This is a genomic window from Pseudomonas sp. NMS19W, assembly GCF_051554255.1.
GTDB lineage: Bacteria > Pseudomonadota > Gammaproteobacteria > Pseudomonadales > Pseudomonadaceae > Aquipseudomonas > Aquipseudomonas kribbensis.
Map to the genome: position 1 here is coordinate 5,414,923 of NZ_CP136718.1, position 18,292 is coordinate 5,433,214.

18 protein-coding genes are annotated in these 18,292 nt (G+C 59.6%); 8 read left to right on the forward strand and 10 right to left on the reverse strand.

Annotation, left to right across the window (positions count from 1 at the left end):
- Positions 1–167 precede the first annotated feature (167 nt).
- The gene (gene glyA, locus R1A29_RS24805; RefSeq protein ID WP_007950978.1) at positions 168–1,421 is read left to right on the forward strand and encodes a serine hydroxymethyltransferase; all 1,254 of its coding nucleotides are present in this window, start codon (positions 168–170) and stop codon (positions 1,419–1,421) included.
- Here the strand turns inward: glyA and R1A29_RS24810 are convergent.
- Entirely contained in the window at positions 1,418–1,549 is a 132-nt protein-coding gene (locus tag R1A29_RS24810) for a hypothetical protein (protein WP_438299835.1), read from the reverse strand. The genes glyA and R1A29_RS24810 overlap by 4 nt on opposite strands.
- A 148-nt stretch (positions 1,550–1,697) precedes the next feature.
- On the opposite strand from R1A29_RS24810, the gene R1A29_RS24815 reads away from it, so the two are divergent.
- The 3 genes from R1A29_RS24815 to R1A29_RS24825 are packed head-to-tail and all read left to right on the forward strand — an operon-like array spanning position 1,698 to position 4,485.
- The gene (locus R1A29_RS24815; protein WP_085732867.1) at positions 1,698–3,011 is read left to right on the forward strand and encodes a C4-dicarboxylate transporter DctA; all 1,314 of its coding nucleotides are present in this window, start codon (positions 1,698–1,700) and stop codon (positions 3,009–3,011) included.
- Positions 3,012–3,060: 49 nt separating this feature from the next.
- Positions 3,061–3,765 (forward strand): FadR/GntR family transcriptional regulator, encoded by a 705-nt coding sequence (locus R1A29_RS24820; protein ID WP_085732868.1) that lies wholly within the window; start codon positions 3,061–3,063, stop codon positions 3,763–3,765.
- A 24-nt stretch (positions 3,766–3,789) separates the two neighbouring features.
- Positions 3,790–4,485, forward strand: a complete 696-nt coding sequence (locus R1A29_RS24825) for a GntR family transcriptional regulator (protein ID WP_438299836.1) — start codon at positions 3,790–3,792, stop codon at positions 4,483–4,485.
- Positions 4,486–4,498: 13 nt separating this feature from the next.
- Here R1A29_RS24825 and yjiA read toward each other — a convergent pair whose 3' ends face one another.
- From yjiA to R1A29_RS24840, 3 genes are all read right to left on the reverse strand, one after another.
- Positions 4,499–5,470 carry a GTPase gene (yjiA, locus tag R1A29_RS24830; RefSeq protein ID WP_045121631.1) on the reverse strand — a complete coding sequence of 324 codons (972 nt, stop codon included), beginning with the start codon at positions 5,468–5,470 and terminating at the stop codon, positions 4,499–4,501.
- Positions 5,471–5,559: 89 nt separating this feature from the next.
- On the reverse strand, positions 5,560–5,757 hold the full coding sequence (locus tag R1A29_RS24835; RefSeq protein WP_003228401.1) for a YbdD/YjiX family protein: 198 nt from the start codon (positions 5,755–5,757) through the stop codon (positions 5,560–5,562).
- Positions 5,758–5,772: 15 nt separating this feature from the next.
- The gene (locus R1A29_RS24840; RefSeq protein ID WP_119430129.1) at positions 5,773–7,839 is read right to left on the reverse strand and encodes a carbon starvation CstA family protein; all 2,067 of its coding nucleotides are present in this window, start codon (positions 7,837–7,839) and stop codon (positions 5,773–5,775) included.
- Positions 7,840–7,997: 158 nt separating this feature from the next.
- Between R1A29_RS24840 and R1A29_RS24845 the strand changes: the two genes are divergently transcribed.
- Entirely contained in the window at positions 7,998–8,366 is a 369-nt protein-coding gene (locus tag R1A29_RS24845; RefSeq protein WP_085712214.1) for a PilZ domain-containing protein, read from the forward strand.
- Here the strand turns inward: R1A29_RS24845 and radA are convergent, their stop codons facing one another.
- Together radA and katB are read right to left on the reverse strand one after the other, a co-directional pair.
- The gene (radA, locus tag R1A29_RS24850) at positions 8,367–9,734 is read right to left on the reverse strand and encodes a DNA repair protein RadA (RefSeq protein ID WP_114885656.1); all 1,368 of its coding nucleotides are present in this window, start codon (positions 9,732–9,734) and stop codon (positions 8,367–8,369) included.
- Between the two features lie 143 nt (positions 9,735–9,877).
- Complete coding sequence (gene katB / locus R1A29_RS24855) at positions 9,878–11,365, reverse strand: catalase KatB (RefSeq protein WP_438299837.1); 1,488 nt, start codon at positions 11,363–11,365, stop codon at positions 9,878–9,880.
- 337 nt (positions 11,366–11,702) lie between these two features.
- Here katB and mscL point away from each other — a divergent pair, with 337 nt between their 5' ends.
- Complete coding sequence (gene mscL, locus R1A29_RS24860) at positions 11,703–12,116, forward strand: large-conductance mechanosensitive channel protein MscL (RefSeq protein ID WP_438299839.1); 414 nt, start codon at positions 11,703–11,705, stop codon at positions 12,114–12,116.
- A 32-nt stretch (positions 12,117–12,148) separates the two neighbouring features.
- Here mscL and R1A29_RS24865 read toward each other — a convergent pair whose 3' ends face one another.
- Entirely contained in the window at positions 12,149–12,925 is a 777-nt protein-coding gene (locus R1A29_RS24865) for a ferredoxin--NADP reductase (RefSeq protein ID WP_438299840.1), read from the reverse strand.
- Positions 12,926–13,246: 321 nt separating this feature from the next.
- Here R1A29_RS24865 and R1A29_RS24870 point away from each other — a divergent pair, with 321 nt between their 5' ends.
- Together R1A29_RS24870 and R1A29_RS24875 are read left to right on the forward strand one after the other, a co-directional pair.
- Positions 13,247–13,960, forward strand: coding sequence for an autoinducer binding domain-containing protein (locus R1A29_RS24870; RefSeq protein ID WP_438299841.1), 714 nt, complete (start codon positions 13,247–13,249; stop codon positions 13,958–13,960).
- 164 nt (positions 13,961–14,124) lie between these two features.
- The gene (locus R1A29_RS24875) at positions 14,125–15,249 is read left to right on the forward strand and encodes a methyltransferase (RefSeq protein ID WP_438299842.1); all 1,125 of its coding nucleotides are present in this window, start codon (positions 14,125–14,127) and stop codon (positions 15,247–15,249) included.
- A 67-nt stretch (positions 15,250–15,316) separates the two neighbouring features.
- Here the strand turns inward: R1A29_RS24875 and R1A29_RS24880 are convergent, their stop codons facing one another.
- From R1A29_RS24880 to R1A29_RS24890, 3 genes are read right to left on the reverse strand one after another with little or no spacing between them, the layout of a single operon-like run.
- Positions 15,317–15,484: a DUF2474 domain-containing protein gene (locus R1A29_RS24880; protein WP_134828172.1), complete on the reverse strand. Its 168-nt coding sequence runs from the start codon at positions 15,482–15,484 to the stop codon at positions 15,317–15,319.
- 57 nt (positions 15,485–15,541) lie between these two features.
- Positions 15,542–16,549 (reverse strand): cytochrome d ubiquinol oxidase subunit II, encoded by a 1,008-nt coding sequence (gene cydB / locus R1A29_RS24885; protein WP_085712221.1) that lies wholly within the window; start codon positions 16,547–16,549, stop codon positions 15,542–15,544.
- A gap of 3 nt (positions 16,550–16,552) precedes the next feature.
- The gene (locus R1A29_RS24890) at positions 16,553–17,989 is read right to left on the reverse strand and encodes a cytochrome ubiquinol oxidase subunit I (RefSeq protein ID WP_085712222.1); all 1,437 of its coding nucleotides are present in this window, start codon (positions 17,987–17,989) and stop codon (positions 16,553–16,555) included.
- Positions 17,990–18,292: the final 303 nt, after the last annotated feature.

Sequence of the window (18,292 nt, forward strand, 5' to 3'; positions counted from 1 at the left end):
ACAAGCTACAAGTTAACGGCGGATAAGCTTCTGCTCAGGGCTTACAGCTTGAAGCTTGCCGCTGCTTGAATGCCACTTGTCTGCGACATGATGTCGTTTCATATGCCATCCAAAACCCGTTGGGTTAGAATGCCCCCCTTTTCTGCCCCCGATCCTTGAGGACCGCCATGTTCAGCCGTGATTTGACTATTGCCAAGTACGACGCCGATCTTTTTGCCGCCATGGAGCAAGAAGCCCAGCGCCAGGAAGAACACATCGAGCTGATCGCTTCGGAGAACTACACCAGCCCAGCGGTGATGGAAGCTCAAGGCTCGGTACTGACCAACAAGTACGCCGAAGGCTACCCGGGCAAGCGCTACTACGGTGGTTGCGAGTACGTCGACGTTGTCGAGCAACTGGCCATCGACCGCGCCAAGGAGCTGTTCGGTGCCGACTACGCCAACGTTCAGCCGCACGCCGGTTCCCAGGCCAACGCTGCTGTTTACCTGGCGCTGCTGTCGGCCGGTGACACCATCCTGGGCATGAGCCTGGCTCACGGCGGTCACCTGACCCACGGCGCCAGCGTTTCCTCCTCCGGCAAGCTGTACAACGCCATCCAGTACGGCATCGACGCCAACGGTCTGATCGACTACGACGAAGTCGAGCGCCTGGCTGTTGAACACAAGCCGAAAATGATCGTGGCCGGTTTCTCTGCCTACTCGCAGATCCTCGACTTCCCGCGCTTCCGCGCCATCGCCGACAAGGTTGGCGCCTACCTGTTCGTCGACATGGCTCACGTGGCCGGTCTGGTCGCCGCTGGCGTCTACCCGAACCCGGTTCCTTTCGCTGACGTCGTGACCACCACCACCCACAAGACCCTGCGCGGTCCACGTGGTGGCCTGATCCTGGCCAAGGCCAACGCCGACATCGAGAAGAAGCTGAACTCCGCCGTTTTCCCGGGCGCCCAGGGTGGCCCGCTGGAGCACGTGATCGCTGCCAAAGCGATCTGCTTCAAGGAAGCGCTGCAGCCTGAGTTCAAGGCTTACCAGCAACAAGTGGTGAAAAACGCCCAGGCCATGGCCGGCGTGTTCATCGAGCGCGGTTTCGACGTGGTTTCCGGCGGTACTGAAAACCACCTGTTCCTGCTGTCGCTGATCAAGCAGGAAATCTCCGGTAAAGACGCCGACGCCGCTCTTGGCAAAGCGTTCATCACCGTGAACAAGAACTCCGTGCCAAACGACCCACGCTCCCCGTTCGTCACTTCCGGCCTGCGCTTCGGTACTCCGGCCGTGACCACTCGCGGCTTCAAGGAAGCAGAGTGCAAAGAGCTGGCGGGCTGGATCTGCGACATCCTGGCTGACCTGAACAACGAAGCGGTGATCGACGCCGTTCGTGAGAAAGTCAAAGCCATCTGCAAGAAACTGCCGGTATACGGCGCTTAATTGCGACGCTGAAACCGCAGCATGAAAAACCGGCCAGCGATGGCCGGTTTTTTTTCGCCCGTAAAAAAGTTTCGAACCACGAATGGCTCAAAGTCGGGGCCTTGCGCCCAACTGGTCAGACCGGTCATGCCAATTCGTCATTTTTCACTTGCGATCCGTAAAAAACAGCGCCTAGACTGCACCCGCACTGGACATACCGGTAAGACCACAATAATTAAGTCCTGAATCTGATGCGCCCCGCGCACGGCAGCCAGGACACCGACCAGGATTCCTCCCATGCTCAGATGGTGCTCGCGTTCAATCTTCCTCCAAGTGGTTCTCGGACTGGTGCTCGGCATCGTCTGCGGACTGACCCTTCCTGAATACTCGGCCCAGCTCAAACCGCTCGGCGACGGCTTCATCAAACTGATCAAGATGCTCATCGGCCTGATCGTGTTCTGCGTGGTGGTCAGCGGCATCAGCGGCGCCGGCGACCTGAAGAAGGTCGGGCGCATCGGCCTCAAGTCAGTGATCTACTTCGAAGTGCTGACCACCATCGCCCTGGTGATCGGTCTGGTGTTCGCCTTCAGCACCGGGATCGGCAGCGGCGCCAACATCCATCTGGAGCAGCTGTCCGCCGCCGACATGGGCGACATCGCCGAACGCGGCCAGCACATGCACACCACCACCCAGTTCCTGATGGACCTGATCCCGACCTCGGTACTCGGCGCCTTTGCCGACAACAATATCCTGCAAGTGCTGTTGTTCTCAGTGCTGTTCGGCAGCGCGTTGAATCTGGTGGGCGAAGCCGCCTCCGGGATCTCGCGGCTGATCAACGAACTGAGCCATGTGATCTTCCGCATCATGGGCATGATCGTGCGCCTGGCACCGATCGGCGTGTTCGGCGCCATCGCCTTCACTACCAGCAAATATGGCCTCGACTCCCTGCAACATCTGGGCAGTCTGGTCGGCCTGTTTTATCTGACGTGCATCGCTTTCGTCAGCGTGATTCTGGGTCTGGTGATGCGTGCCTCCGGTCTGCGTATGTGGCCGCTGCTCAAGTACCTGCGCGAAGAACTGCTGATCGTCATGGGCACTGCGTCCTCCGACGCCGTGCTGCCGCAGATCATGCGCAAACTGGAACACCTGGGCATCGGCAGCTCGACCGTCGGGCTGGTGATTCCCACCGGTTACTCGTTCAACCTCGACGGCTTTTCGATCTACCTGACACTGGCCATCGTGTTCATCGCCAACGCTACCGGTACGCCGCTGGCCATGACCGATCTGCTGACGATTCTGCTGGTGTCGCTGATCACCTCGAAAGGCGCCCACGGCATTCCGGGGTCGGCGCTGGTGATTCTGGCGGCCACGCTGACTGCGATTCCGGCGATTCCGGTAGTCGGTCTGGTGTTGGTGCTGGCGGTGGACTGGTTCATGGGCATCGGCCGGGCACTGACCAATCTGATCGGCAACTGCGTCGCCACCGTGGCCATCGCCCGCTGGGAAAAGGACATCGACGTACAACGGGCGAACAAGGTGCTCAACGGCGAGCAGGGCTATAACTTTCAGCCGAGAAAAACGGCCGCTCAAGCGGCGGCCAAAGAATTCTGAATGAGCGCCGTGCCTGCGCACATGCAGGCACGGCGCATGGAGCGAACACGTGATTACTACATCCACCGTCGTCAACTCAGTGGTAGAAAAACTCCGGGCCGCCCTCGCCCGTGGCCAGTGGCGCTCCGGCGAGATGCTGCCGGGCCAGCGCGAACTGGCCGAACAACTGGGCATCAGCCGCCCGAGCCTGCGCGAAGCGGTGATCGTCCTGGAAACCCTCGGTCTGGTACGTTCGATGCCGGGCAAAGGCGTGGTGGTGCTCGACGCCCAGGCCAGTGACAACCAAAGCCACGACAGCGCCGTGGCCGGTGCCAGCCTCGAAGACGTACTGCAACTGCGCTACACCCTCGAACCGTTCATCGTCGGTCTGGTGGCGCAGTCGATCAGCAGCAAGGAAGTCGGACAGCTGCGCCTGACCTTGATGGACATGCGCGAAGCCCTCGAAGCCGGTGACAGCGAGGCCGGGGTCAGCGCCTACATCGCCTTCCACGAAGAACTGTTCACCCTGACTTCGAACCCGATTTTCCAGAGCGTGGTGCAGCAGACCAGCAACGCCCTCAAGCAGAGCGCCGAAGTGCTGCGCAATTCGCCGGAGCATCTGGCCGAACGCCTTGAGGAAAACGAAGCCGTGGTGCGCGCGATCCGCAGCAAGAACAGCGCCCAGGCCAGCGCCGAGATGCGTCGGCACATCCTGCGTGAAGGCCAGCGCATGGGCATCGAGCTGAATATCCCGGATGACAACCTGAACACCTGAAACACCTCACACTGGAGACCGGCCATGAACAGTCTTGCCACGCCGTCGCAACCTCGCCAGACCTCGGCGGCCCTGCCCTTCTCCCGCCTGCACGCGCCGGTGGAGGATCTGTATCCGCGACTGTTCGACGCGATCCTCGAACAACGCCTCGATGCCGCCAGCCGTTTTACCGAGGAGAGCCTGAAGCAGATGTTCGGTGTCAGCCGCGCCGACGTGCGTCGGGTGCTGACCCAACTGTCCCACGAACAGATCATCGTGCTGCGGGCCAACCATCGGCCGCGGGTTGCTGCGCCGGACGTCGAACAGACCCGCCAGGCCTTGCACGCCCGGCGTCTGGCCGAGAACACGCTGGTGCGGCTGGCTTGTCAGCATGCGCAGGCTGAAGATCTGAAACGCCTGCGCGCCCTGATCGAGCGTGAGCGCCAGGCTGTGGATAAAGACCGACGCGGTGCGGCAATTCGTCTGTCCGGGGAGTTTCATTTGCAGTTGGCGAAAATGGCGGGCAATGCACCGTTGGCGCATTTTCTCGGCACGCTGGTGCCGCTGACCTCACTGGCGATTGCGCGATGCACTGAAACCACGCACAGCTGTTGCGGCTGGCAGGATCACGCCCGGATCGTCGAGGCGATCGAGCGTGATGACACCGCCGAGGCCGTGTCGCTGATGAACCGTCATCTGGATCATCTGGAGCAGACGATTCTCAGCGGCTCCACGCACTGAGACAGCGGCGGACTCAGTTCGCCGCCACTTTGGCAAACCCTGCCCGGATCTTCTCTTCCGGCAAATCGTCGGCGATAAACACGATCACGCTTTCCCGCGCCTCGCCTTCGGCCCACTCGGTGTCCCAGTCGAAGCCGTAGAGTTTCAGCACGCCCTGAAACACCAGCCGCCGATCCTCACCCGCAATGTTCAACACGCCTTTGTAGCGCAGCAGTTGCTTGCCGTGCTCTTCCAGCAGTTCATTCATGAATTCGCTGAGCTGATCGATATCCAGCGGCTGATCAGTACGCAGCACCAGGCTGGAAATCCGGTCGATGGACGGCGCCTTGCTGACCGGCCGCAGACTCACCCCGCCACCGAGATCGGCATTCAGGTTGAAACCGCGCACATCGAGCAATTCGGCCAGATCGATGTTGCCGTGTTCGACCACACGGATCGGCGCACGGCGGTTGATGCGGGTCAGACGTTCGCTGAGCGCAGTGAATGCGGCCTCGTCCACCAGATCGGTCTTGCTCACCAGCAAGCGGTCGGCAAAACCGATCTGTGCCTGGGCGATGGTCTGGGTCAGGTGCAGCTCGGCGTGGGCCGCGTCGACGAGGGTAATGATGCCGTCGAGCAGGTAACGCTCGCGCAGTTCTTCGTCGATGAAAAAGGTCTGCGCCACTGGGGCCGGGTCGGCCAGACCAGTGCACTCGATGACCAGCCGATCGAAGGCGATTTCACCGCTGTCCAGCCGTTCGAGCAGCAGGTACAGGGCTTTGGTCAGGTCGGTGTGGATGGTGCAGCAGACGCAGCCGTTGGCCAGGGTCATGACTTGCACCGGCTCGTCGCCCAGCAGTTGGGTGTCGATGCCGGCGTCGCTGAATTCGTTTTCGATCACGGCGATTTTCAGACCGTGCTCGGCTTTCAACAGATGACGAAGCAAGGTGGTCTTGCCGGCGCCGAGGAAACCGCTGAGCACCGTGACCGGGATGGGAGAAGACAAACTGGATCTCCTTCAATTGCACAAATAAAAATGGGAGCAGGCCGAAAGACCTGCTCCCACCTCACTTCCGGTGAACCGCGATCAGCGGCTCAACAGCACTTCGGCCCACCCTTGCCACCGTAACGGGCTTCCTGACGTTCGCGAAAGAACATCTCGTAGCTCATCACCGGTTTGTCCGGGTGTTTGGTTTGCATATGCTCGACGTACGTGTCGTAGTCGGGCATGCCGACCATCAGGCGCGCGGCCTGACCGAGGTATTTACCGAGGCGACTCAGGTCATTGAACATGGTGCAATCCTCTGGTTACGCGTCCGGCAGGGCCTGGAATGGCGATTCTTTATCCGTACGCTCTTTTTTGCCCCAGGCGGCGATGCCGACCTTGAGCGCATAGAACAGGATGCTGAATACCACGAACAGGAACAGCGCGGTCAGCGTTGCGTTGGTGTAAGCGTTGAAGATCACGTGCTGCATCTGCTCGACGCTCTTGGCCGGTGCGATCACCTGGCCTGCGGCCAGTGCATCGCTGTATTTCTTGGCCAGCGACAGGAAGCCGACGGCCGGGTTGGCGTCGAACAGCTTGATGAAACCTGCGGTCGTGGTGCAAATCAGCAGCCAGGCAGCCGGCAGCAGGGTGACCCAGATGTAGCGCTGGCGCTTCATCTTGATCAGGACCACGGTGCCGAGCATCAGCGCGATACCGGCCAGCATCTGGTTGGAAATACCGAACAGCGGCCACAAGGTGTTGATGCCGCCCAGCGGATCGATCACACCCTGATACAGCAACCAGCCCCACATCGCCACGCAACCGGCGGTGGCGATCAGGTTGGCGGTCCAGGATTCGGTACGCTTCAGCGCCGGCACGAAGGAGCCGAGCAGATCCTGCAGCATGAAGCGCCCGGCACGGGTGCCGGCGTCCACAGCGGTCAGGATGAACAGCGCTTCGAACAGGATCGCGAAGTGGTACCAGAACGCCATGGTGTTTTCACCCGGCAGGACACTGTGCAGGATCTGCGCGATACCGACCGCCAGGGTCGGAGCACCACCGGCACGGGCCAGGATGGTGGTTTCGCCAATGTCGTGGGCCACGGCTTGCAGCGCATCCGGGGTAATTGCAAAACCCCAATTGCTGACTGCAGTTGCAACGGCCACCACATCGCCACCGACCACGGCAGCCGGGCTGTTCATGGCGAAATAAACGCCAGGCTCGATCACCGAAGCGGCAACCATGGCCATGATCGCCACGAACGATTCCATCAGCATGCCGCCGTAACCGATGTAGCGGGCGTTGGTTTCGTTATCCAGCAGTTTCGGCGTGGTGCCGGACGAGATCAGTGCGTGGAAGCCCGATACCGCACCGCAAGCGATGGTGATGAACAGGAACGGGAACAGACCGCCCTTCCATACCGGGCCGGTGCCGTCGACGAACTGGGTCAGCGCCGGCATTTTCAGCTCGGGCATGGTAACCAGGATGCCGATCGCCAGGGCGATGATGGTACCGATCTTCAGGAACGTGGACAGATAGTCACGTGGCGCGAGGATCAGCCAGACCGGCAGTACGGCCGCGACAAAGCCGTAACCGATCAGCATCCAGGTGATTTGCACGCCGGTGAAGCTGAAGGCCTTGGCCCACACCGGGTCAGCGGCAATCTGCCCGCCCAGCCAGATCGAGCCGAGCAGCAGAATCACGCCGATCACCGAGATTTCGCCGATGCGACCCGGACGGATGTAGCGCATGTAGATGCCCATGAACATCGCGATCGGGATGGTCGCCATCACGGTGAAGATGCCCCACGGGCTCTCGGCCAGGGCTTTTACGACGATCAGCGCCAGCACCGCGAGGATGATGATCATGATCAGGAAGCAGCCGAACAGCGCGATGGTGCCGGGGATGCGGCCCATTTCTTCACGCACCATGTCGCCCAAAGAACGACCGTTGCGACGGGTGGACATGAACAGGACCATGAAGTCCTGCACCGCGCCCGCCAGCACCACGCCGGCGATCAGCCACAGCGTGCCGGGCAGGTAGCCCATCTGCGCCGCCAGTACCGGGCCGACCAGTGGTCCCGCACCGGCGATGGCCGCGAAGTGGTGTCCGAAGAGAATGTGTTTGTTGGTCGGAACGTAGTCCAGACCGTCGTTGTTGAGCACGGCGGGGGTGGCCCGGCGTGGATCGAGTTGCATCACGTTGTTTGCGATGAACAGGCTGTAGTAACGGTACGCAACCAGATAAATGGCCACGGCGGCGACCACGATCCACAAGGCGTTGATCGCCTCGCCTCGGCGCAATGCCACTACGCCCAGGGCGCACGCTCCTACGATTGCCAGCACTAGCCAGGGTAAGTGGCGCAGCGGGCTATTATTATTTTTCATTTTATTATTCCAGCCAGGGTGGACAAGAAAGACAGCCACCCCGAGTTTAGCGCTACTGGCGGCAAAGACCATACCCGACATTGGTCTGACGCCCTGCCCGACTGGCAGCGTTTGACGTGGCGGGTCTATAGTCAGCGTACCGTCAAGAGGATCGCGCCATGAGCGAGCACCCGTCCGAGCGTCGCCGCTTCAAACGTATCGCGTTCGATGCCAGAACCGAATTGAGCCAGGGTGAATACATCTGGCCGGTGAAGCTGATTGACCTGTCGCTCAAGGGGTTGTTGATCGAACGGCCGGAGCCGTGGCTGGGGGATGAAACGCAGGACTTCAACGTCGACATTCACCTGAGCGACGACACCGACATCCAGATGGACGTGCAACTGGCACACGACGATCACGGGCAATTGGGCTTCCAGTGCCGGCACATCAGCCTGGAATCGATCCAGCGCCTGCGACGTCTGATCGAGCTCAACCTCGGGGATGAGGCCGAGCTCGAACGGGAGCTTGGCGCGTTAATGGAGCTTTGATCACTCGAAGAGTGAATCCAGCGCCTGCTCCAGACGCGTCACCGCAATGATCTGCAACCCTGCCGGCGCTTCCTTCGGCGCGTTGCCTTTAGGCACGATCGCGCGCTTGAAGCCGTGCTTGGCGGCTTCTTTCAAACGCTCCTGACCGCTCGGCACCGGGCGTACCTCACCAGACAAACCGACTTCACCGAACACCAGCAAGTCATGAGGCAACGGCCGATTGCGCAGGCTCGACATGACCGCAGCCATCAGCGCCAGGTCGGACGCGGTTTCCAGCACCTTCACCCCGCCGACCACGTTGAGGAACACGTCCTGATCGTGGGTCGGAATGCCGCCATGCCGGTGCAACACCGCCAACAGCATCGCCAGACGATTCTGATCCAGACCCAGCGTCACCCGACGCGGGTTGGCCAGATGGCTGTCATCCACCAGCGCCTGGACTTCCACCAGCATCGGCCGGGTTCCTTCCCACGTTGCCATCACCACACTGCCCGGGACTTCTTCCTGAGCGCGGGTGAGAAAAATCGCTGAAGGGTTGGAGACTTCTTTCAGGCCCTTGTCGGTCATGCCGAACACGCCGAGTTCGTTGACCGCGCCGAAACGGTTTTTCACCGCCCGCAGCAGACGCAACCGCCCATCGGACTCACCCTCGAAATACAGCACGGTATCGACCATGTGTTCCAGAACGCGCGGGCCGGCCAGTGCGCCTTCCTTGGTCACGTGGCCGACCAGGAAAATCGCCGTGCCGCTTTGCTTGGCATAACGCACCAGCAACGCCGCACTTTCGCGCACCTGGGACACGCCGCCCGGTGCCGATTGCAGTTGTTCGGTGAAGATCGTCTGGATCGAGTCGATCACCATCACCTTGGGTTTTTCCTGGCGGGCGGTGGCGATGATGGTTTCGATGCAGGTTTCGGTCATGACCCGCAGTTGATCCTGCGGCAGCCCAAGTCGACGTGCGCGCATGGCGACTTGCTGCTGGGATTCCTCACCAGTGACGTACAGCGCCGGCATGCTCTTGGCGAGGTTGCACAGGGTCTGCAGCAGAATCGTTGACTTGCCGATACCGGGATCGCCGCCGATCAGCACCACCGAACCGTCCACCAGACCGCCGCCAAGTACTCGGTCCAGTTCGCCGGAGGCAGTGGAAAAACGCGGAATCTCTTCAATGCTGACTTCGGCCAGGGTCTTGATCTGGGCTTGCTGCCCGGCCCAACCGGTGCGTCCGCTCGGGGCGGCGGCACCGCCGCTCTCGACCATGGTTTCGGTCAGGGTGTTCCAGGCGCCGCATTCGCCGCACTGCCCGGCCCACTTGGGAAAGGTTGCGCCGCACTCGGTGCAGCCGTACATGCGCTTGGCCTTGGCCATCTGAACCCCCGGCAAAAACCACGATGATAACGCAGCCGTTGCCGATCAGCGCGGCGCGTCGGTGCGCATTTCCCCGCTGGCCAGACGCGCGGCGCTGTTGTCGATCAATCCCCGGCGATTGCCGGGGTTTGATAGGGCCGGAATCAGTCGGCCAGTTTGGCCGCCAGGGCCTTGACCCGATCCAGGTCACCTTTGGCCACTTTGGTCACACCGGCGCCGTACTCCGGATCGGCCTTGTAGAGGAAGGACAGCATGATGTGCTTGCTCTCGTCATCGGTGCTCGCCAGCGACCCACCGAAGCTCTCGATCAGATCCTGGCGCTCCTTCTTGCTGAACGAGCGATACAGATCACCAGCCTGCTTGAAGTTCTGCTCACGCTGGATCTTCGCCTGTTGCGTGCTGCCCTGCAGCGCGGCCTGGCTGTATCGCGCACCAGGCGTCTCTTCACGCGGTTGCAGACGGCTTGGCTGATAGTTGACGCCCGACGTGCTCGCACCGGCATTCATCGCGCCGTCCTGATTGCCATTATTGACGGCGGTTTTGGCGGCATTGATCGGCAATTGCAGGGCATTGGCACCAAGGCGATACATCTGGGTGTCGGCATAGGCAAATATCCGGCCTTGCAGCAGACGGTCTTCCGAAGGCTCAATCCCCGGCACAACATTCGAAGGTGCCATGGCCACTTGTTCAGTTTCCTGGAAGACGTTCGATGGATTACGGTTCAAGACCATTTGTCCAACTTTTCGCTCTGGAATACCGGGCCAAATCTTGGTTGCATCAAGTGGATCGAAATCAAACTTGGACAAGTCTTGCGGTTTCAGAACCTGAATGTATAAGTCCCACTTCGGAAAGTTACCCTTTTCGATATTCGCCACCAGGTCATTTGTCATATGACTGTAGTCGCGCCCCTGAACTTTTACGACTTGTTCAGGATCGAGATTCTTGATCCCCTGCAAACTTTTCCAGTGGAACTTAACGTAATGCACCTCCCCTTTGTCGTTGATCAACTTGTAGGCATGCACGCTGTTGCCGTCCATTTCACGATAACTGGCCGGTGTCCCTGAGTTGGAATACAACTCGGTCAATGTACGAGTGGCTTCAGGTACATGGGAGAAGAAGTCGAAGCGACGGGAATCGTCATCCAGATTGGTGCGCGGGTCTGGTTTGAAGGCATGCACCATGTCCGGAAACTTGATCGCGTCGCGGATGAAGAATGTCGGGAAGTTGTTACCGACCAGATCCCAGTTACCGTCAGCGGTGTAGAACTTGGTCGCGAAACCCCGTGGGTCACGCAAGGTTTCCGGAGAGTGGTTGCCGTGCACCACCGCCGAAAAACGCACGAACACCGGTGTGACCTGGCCGGCGGTAAACACCTTGGCCTTGCTCAGGTCGCTCAAGTCGTTGGTCGCCGTGAACGTGCCATGAGCACCGGTGCCCCGGGCATGCACCACGCGCTCGGGAATACGCTCGCGGTCGAAGCGCTGCAGCTTCTGGATCAGTTGCACGTCCTGCAACAGCACCGGGCCGTTGGCACCGGCGGTTTGCGAGTTCTGGTTGTCGCCTACCGCTGCACCGTTGTCCCGGGTCAGGGGTGCGGCGCTTACGGAAAAGGACAGCAGACTGGCGGCCAATACGCCGACGGTACGGCGGAGGGGAAATCCCCGGAGGCAAGCATGGAATTCATTTCAGGTTCCTCTGTTGTTTGAGGCGCATCCAGGTGCGCCAACCAGAGGCTAGAGAGTCACGACGGCGAACATAAATAGAAAATCCACACTCCCGCGATTGAGAAAAATGGCTTCTCAATCAGTACTTTACGGAGTAAATCGCGCGCGATTAGTGGCACTTTGCAAACTAATCGCGAATTGATGTGTCGATAAAAGCGAGCATTGTAAGAAGGTGTTTCGCGCAGGACGCGTTTTGCTGATTTACACTGCGTACACCAAACTCATCTGTAACAAGGAAATAACTATGGGCGTGCTCAGCGAGTTCAAGGCCTTCGCGGTCAAAGGCAATGTGGTCGACATGGCCGTCGGTATCATCATCGGTGCGGCCTTCGGCAAGATCGTTTCGTCGTTTGTCGGTGATGTGATCATGCCGCCAATCGGCCTGCTGATCGGCGGGGTGGACTTCAGTGACCTGGCGATAACCCTGAAAGCCGCCGAGGGCAACGCCCCTGCGGTCGTGATGGCTTACGGCAAGTTCATCCAGAGCATTCTGGACTTCATCATCGTCGCCTTCGCGATTTTCATGGGTGTCAAAGCCATCAACCGCCTGAAACGCGAAGAGGCAGTAGCTCCGACCTTGCCGCCGGTGCCAACCAAGGAAGAAGAACTGCTGGGTGAGATCCGCGATCTGCTCAAGGCCCAGAACAACCGGCCTTGAAGACTGAAACGGCGCCTGAGGGCGCCGTTTCCTTACCAGTAGTTTTCCACCGCCACCTGCCCTGGCCGCCGCGTCAGGCTGAGGCTCATGCCCCGCTCCTTGAGCAGCGCCCGGGTGTCATCGATCATCTGTGGATTGCCGCAGAGCATGACCCGCGAATGGGCCGGATCCAGCGCGACACCTACCGCCTGCTCCAGCTCGCCGTTTTCAATAAGGGTGGTGATGCGCCCGTTCAGGGCACCGGCATGCGGCTCGCGCGTCACCACGGGGATGAACTGGAACTTGTGAACGTACTCGGCCAGGTAGTCACGCTGCATAAGTTCGGCGATCAGCTGCTGATAGGCCAGTTCCCGCGCCTCCCGCACGCTATAGACGAGGATGATCCGTTCGAATTTCTCCCACACTTCAAAGTCCTGCAGGATCGACAGAAACGGCGCCACCCCGGTGCCTGTGGATAACAGCCAGAGATCCCGGCCATCAACGAACCGGTCCAGCGTCAGATAGCCGAAGGCCTGGCGGTCCACCAGCAATGTATCGCCCGCCTTGAGCCGGCTCAGCTCACTGGTGAACTCCCCGCCGGGCACCACGATGGAAAAGAACTCGAGGAACTCATCGAACGGCGAAGACACCATGGAATAGGCCCGCCATGCGGTAGTGCCGTCATCCTTGGTCACTCCCAACCTCGCAAACTGCCCGGCGCGAAAACGGAAACCTGCGTCTCGGGTCGTACGCAAAGTGAACAGGCTCGGAGTCAGCGGCTGTACATCAAGCAAGGTCTGACGGCTGAATTTTTCTGCGCTGGCGGTCATCGGCAACTCCTTGGGCAATGGCCATAGTGTCACGCAATGGTGTTTGATAAAAAACCTACAAACTGTAGTGATTAAACGCTCATTTAAGTTCCCAATGAGAAACTAACGCAAACAAGTACTGGCACACTGACACAATCCAGATCTTTAAATGATGAGCTGCATTTAATAAATATATGCGGCTAATCACAAACGACTAATTTGAACCCACTGTAAGAGCAAAAAATTCCAAACACCTGTATAGGAAACGTCCTACACTCGATTTCGTGCACGACTCTTGGATCCAAGATCGCACCCCTGCGGAAAATCTCGGAGAATCTTCAAATGGAAATTTGGAAGGAGTCGCAGATAAAGCAGCTGACTTTCGCGACGAGAGTCGACACTGCTTACCCGATTCTGCTGACATTTGCCAAAAACATAGGCTTCCAGTTTTGTGGAGTTTCAGTCAGCTCGCCTGATCGAAACACACTGCCAAAGCCCTTGCGTATCAATAACTACCCTCTCATCTGGAATAAACAATATGAAGAGGAAAATCACTGGGAAGTTGATCCGGTAGTTGCACATTGCAATCGCTCAATGCTGCCCATTACATGGAGCAAAGAACTATTCTCAAAAACACCATCGTTGTGGGAGTCGTTAAAAGAACAGGGGCTGGAACACGGCTGGTCGCAATCCTTTCATCACGAAGAAAGCGCTCTGTGCTGCATTCTCAGCCTGGCCCGGCCTCACTGTCCGATCACGTCGATCGAGTTGTACGAACATTTTGGCTATATGTTCTACGTCACCAGTCATCTGAGCGAATTGTTCGCCCGTACGCTTCCTTCACGACCTGAGAAAGCCAAGCCGCCTCGTCTGTCTACAAGGGAGGTGGAAGTGCTCAAGCTCTGCGCTTCCGGCAAGACCGCCTATGAAACCGCGAGAATCCTCAGCCTGAGTGAGCGCACCGTGAACTATCACGTGCAAAACGTGATTGTGAAAATGAATGTCTGCAACAAGATCTCTGCTGTCATCGCCGCCGCCAAGGCAGGGATCATCTAGTCGGCAACCCCGAAAACAAGCAGGTAAAGCAGCCGAAAAAAAGTACCATTTGCGACCTTCCTGAGTGATGACGCGTATCTTCGCGCCGCTGTCCACTCGGACGGTTCCGCCGCACGATACCCTGGGCCGCGGGACACCCGTCGATTACCCAGAGTCCCCGCCCCATGCCTTTGCTCGATACGCCTTTCGCCCAGCTTGATCTGATCCGCCAGCCCGAACAGCAGAACGAACCGCTGCAAGCCTTCGATGCGGCTGACGAATACCTGCTCAATCATCTGGCCGAACAGAATCTGCCGGTCGAGGCACGAGTTCTGGTGCTCAACGACAGTTTCGGCGCGCTGGCCATCAGCCTCTCGGGCAAAGTGCAGGTCAGCACCAGCGGTGATTCGTTCCTGGCATTTCAGGGCCTGGAAAAGAACCTGCTGCGCAATGGGCAGGCGTTCGATGCTCTGCACGGCATTCCCGCCAGTGAGCCGTTGATCGGGCCATTCGATCGGGTGCTGATCCGTGTACCGAAAACCCTCGCGCTGCTGGAAGAGCAACTGATCCGCCTGCAAGGTCAATTGGCGCCCGGCGCGCAAGTTGTGGCGGCAGCGATGGTCAAGCACTTGCCCCGTGCCGCCGGTGATCTGCTGGAGCGCTACATCGGCCCGGTCCAGGCTTCGCTGGCGGTGAAGAAGGCACGCTTGCTGATCGCAACGCCTGAGGCAAAGGCTCCGGTCGCTTCGCCTTATCCGACTCGCTATCGCCTCGACGAGCCGGCTATCGAACTGCTCAACCACGCCAACGTGTTCTGTCGCGAAGGGCTGGACATCGGCACCCGCGCCTTCCTTCCACACCTGCCGAAAAACCTCGGCTCAGCGCGAGTCGCGGATCTTGGCTGCGGTAACGGCGTGCTGGCCATTGCCAGCGCCTTGCAAAACCCCGACGCGCATTACACGCTGGTGGACGAATCGTTCATGGCCGTGCAATCCGCCGCCGAAAACTGGCGCGCGGCGCTGGGTGAACGTGAAGTGATCGTGCGCGCCGGCGACGGTCTGGCCGGGCAGGAAGCGCAATCGCTGGACGTGGTGCTGTGCAACCCGCCATTCCACCAGCAACAGGTGGTCGGCGACTTCCTCGCCTGGCGCATGTTCCAGCAGGCCCGTGAAGCGCTGGTAGTTGGCGGTGCGCTGTACATCGTCGGCAACCGTCACCTGGGTTACCACAGCAAACTGGCGCGGTTGTTCCGAGGTGTCGAGCAAGTCGCGGCCACGCCGAAGTTCGTGATTCTCAAGGCGCGCAAATAATCCGGGCAAAAAAACCCTCCGGCCGGAGGGTTAAAAATCCGTGCCGCAAGGCGACGGGATGGGAATTTCAGTGCGTGGTCAGGCCTGCGGCGTTCATGAACATGCGCATCAGGCTGGCGACGATGAACAAGGCACCGACGCTGCCGACCCAGATCATGGCCAACCAGCCGAGCCGCTGCCACAGCGGCTTTTTTTCGGCTTCTTCAATGTCGTGCAGGGAATGTTTGCCGCTCATGCTCTCATCCTCCGGTTAAGGGAAATGGCGCCGCTGTCGGCGCCATCGTGATCAGCCCTAGTGATATCCATCTTCATGGGTGACCTTGCCGCGGAACACGTAGTAGCTCCAGAAGGTGTAACCCAGGATGAACGGAATGATGAACAGCGTGCCGACCAGCATGAAGCCCTGGCTTTGCGGCGGTGCAGCGGCGTCCCAGATCGAGATCGACGGCGGCACGATGTTCGGCCACAGGCTGATGCCCAGACCGCTGTAGCCGAGGAAGATCAGCACCAGGGTCAGCAGGAACGGCATGTAGTTGGCATTGCGTGCTACCGCGCGGATCAGACCGTACATAGTCACCAGCACCAGGATCGGCACCGGCATGAACCAGAACAGGTTCGGCATGCTGAACCAGCGCGTTGCGATCTCCGGATGGGCCAGCGGCGTCCACAGGCTGACGATGCCGATCACTGCCAGCAGCACGAAGGCCAGCGGACGCGCCAGGTCATGCATCTGCTCCTGCAGCTTGCCTTCGGTCTTCATGATCAGCCAGGTGCAACCGAGCAAGGCATACGCCACCACCAACGCAGCGCCGCAGAACAGCGTGAACGGCGTCAGCCAGTCCAGTGAACCGCCGGCGTATTGCCGGTTGACCACAGGCAAGCCGTCGATGAACGCACCCAATGCCACGCCCTGGAAGAACGTCGCCGCCACCGAACCACCGATGAAGGCCTTGTCCCAAAGGTGACGCTTGGCGTCCTTGGCCTTGAAGCGGAACTCGAACGCCACGCCACGGAAAATCAGCCCGATCAGCATGAAAATCAGCGGCAGGTACAGCGCCGACAGCACCACCGAATAGGCCAGCGGGAAGGCGCCAAACAACGCCGCACCGCCCAGCACCAGCCAGGTTTCATTGCCGTCCCATACCGGGGCGACAGTGTTCATCATCACGTCGCGGTCGGTCTTGCCGGGGATGAACGGGAAGAGAATCCCGATCCCCAGGTCGAAACCGTCCATGACCACGTACATCATGATGCCGAAGATGATGATCACGGCCCAGATCAGCGGAAGATCAATACCCATGATTCAAATCTCCTTGGTCAGGCTGCGGTCGTGTTCGGCGCCATCGTCGTCGGCAGCGGACAACGGACGGGCCGGTGTGCGTTTCTGGCCAGGACCACCGTCGTTGGTTTCCTTGCCTTCGTCGGTCTTCGGCCCTTTGCGCACAAGGCGCATCATGTAGCCCAGACCCGCCCCGAACAGCGCGAAATACACCACCACGAACATGATCAGCGTGATGCTCATCTGCATGAAGCTGTGATTGGAGGATGCATCCGCCGTGCGCATCAAGCCGTAGACCACCCACGGCTGACGACCGATTTCAGTGGTGAACCAGCCCGCCAGAATCGCGATCAGGCCGGACGGCCCCATCCACAACGCCAGGTACAGGAACGGCCGCGACGTGTAGAGCGTGTCGCGCTTGCGCAGCCACAAGCTCCAGAGGCCGGTGAAGATCATCAGGAAGCCGAGGCCGACCATGATCCGGAACGACCAGAACACGATGGTCGAATTCGGCCGGTCTTCCGGTGGAAACTCCTTGAGCGCCGGGACTTGCTTGTCCAGCGAGTGGGTCAGGATCAGGCTGCCGAGGTACGGGATCTCGACGGCATATTTGGTTTTCTCTTCTTTCATGTCCGGCCAGCCGAACAGGATCAGCGGCGTCGCTTCGTTGCCGACGTTTTCCCAGTGGCCTTCGATCGCGGCGATTTTCGCCGGTTGATGCTTGAGGGTGTTGAGGCCGTGGAAGTCACCGATGACCGCCTGGATCGGCGCAACGATCAGCGCCATCCACATCGCCATCGACAGCATGGTGCGGATCGCCGGGTTGTCCTTGCCGCGCAGCAGATGCCAGGCCGCCGACGAACCGACGAAGAACGCCGTTGCGACGAACGCCGCAGTCGCCATGTGCATCAGGCGATAGGGGAACGAAGGGTTGAACACGATTGCCAGCCAGTCGGTCGGGATTACCTGACCGTTGACGATCTCGAAGCCCTGCGGCGTCTGCATCCAGCTGTTGGACGCGAGAATCCAGAAGGTCGAAATCAGCGTGCCGATGGCCACCATCACCGTGGCGAAGAAGTGCAGCTTGCGTCCGACCTTGTTCCAGCCGAACAGCATCACTCCGAGGAAGCCGGCTTCGAGGAAGAACGCCGTGAGCACCTCGTAGGTCAGCAAAGGTCCGGTGACGGAACCGGCGAAGTCCGAGAAGCGACTCCAGTTGGTGCCGAACTGGTAGGCCATGACCAGCCCAGAGACCACTCCCATGCCGAAGTTGACGGCAAAGATCTTCGACCAGAAATGGTAGAGATCGCGGTAGGTGTCATTGCCGGTTTTCAGCCACAGGCCTTCCAGCACCGCGAGATAGCTCGCAAGACCGATGGTGATTGCCGGGAACAGGATGTGGAACGAGATGGTGAACGCGAACTGGATTCGGGCGAGATCTAGTGCCTCTAAACCGAACATAAGCTTTCCTCTATCAGATAACGGTTCCAAGGCTGGCGGCCTTGAACCACTGCCCCCACGGGTATGGAGTGCGGCGAACTCGGATTCGTTCTTCTTTTTACAGGCATCGCGACGCAGGGAGTCTGCCGACGGGTCCGGGATCGGTTCCGCGAAGGGTCTTGATCTGGATCAATCAACGTAGAAAGAGTAGTCCCATTTCCGACGGGGAACCGCGTGGTCTTTTGCCGCGTGACAAGTTGCCTCACAGATCTGGCAACGCTCTGAAATACATCCCTGGCCGTGATCGCTGTACGGACGCGGAAA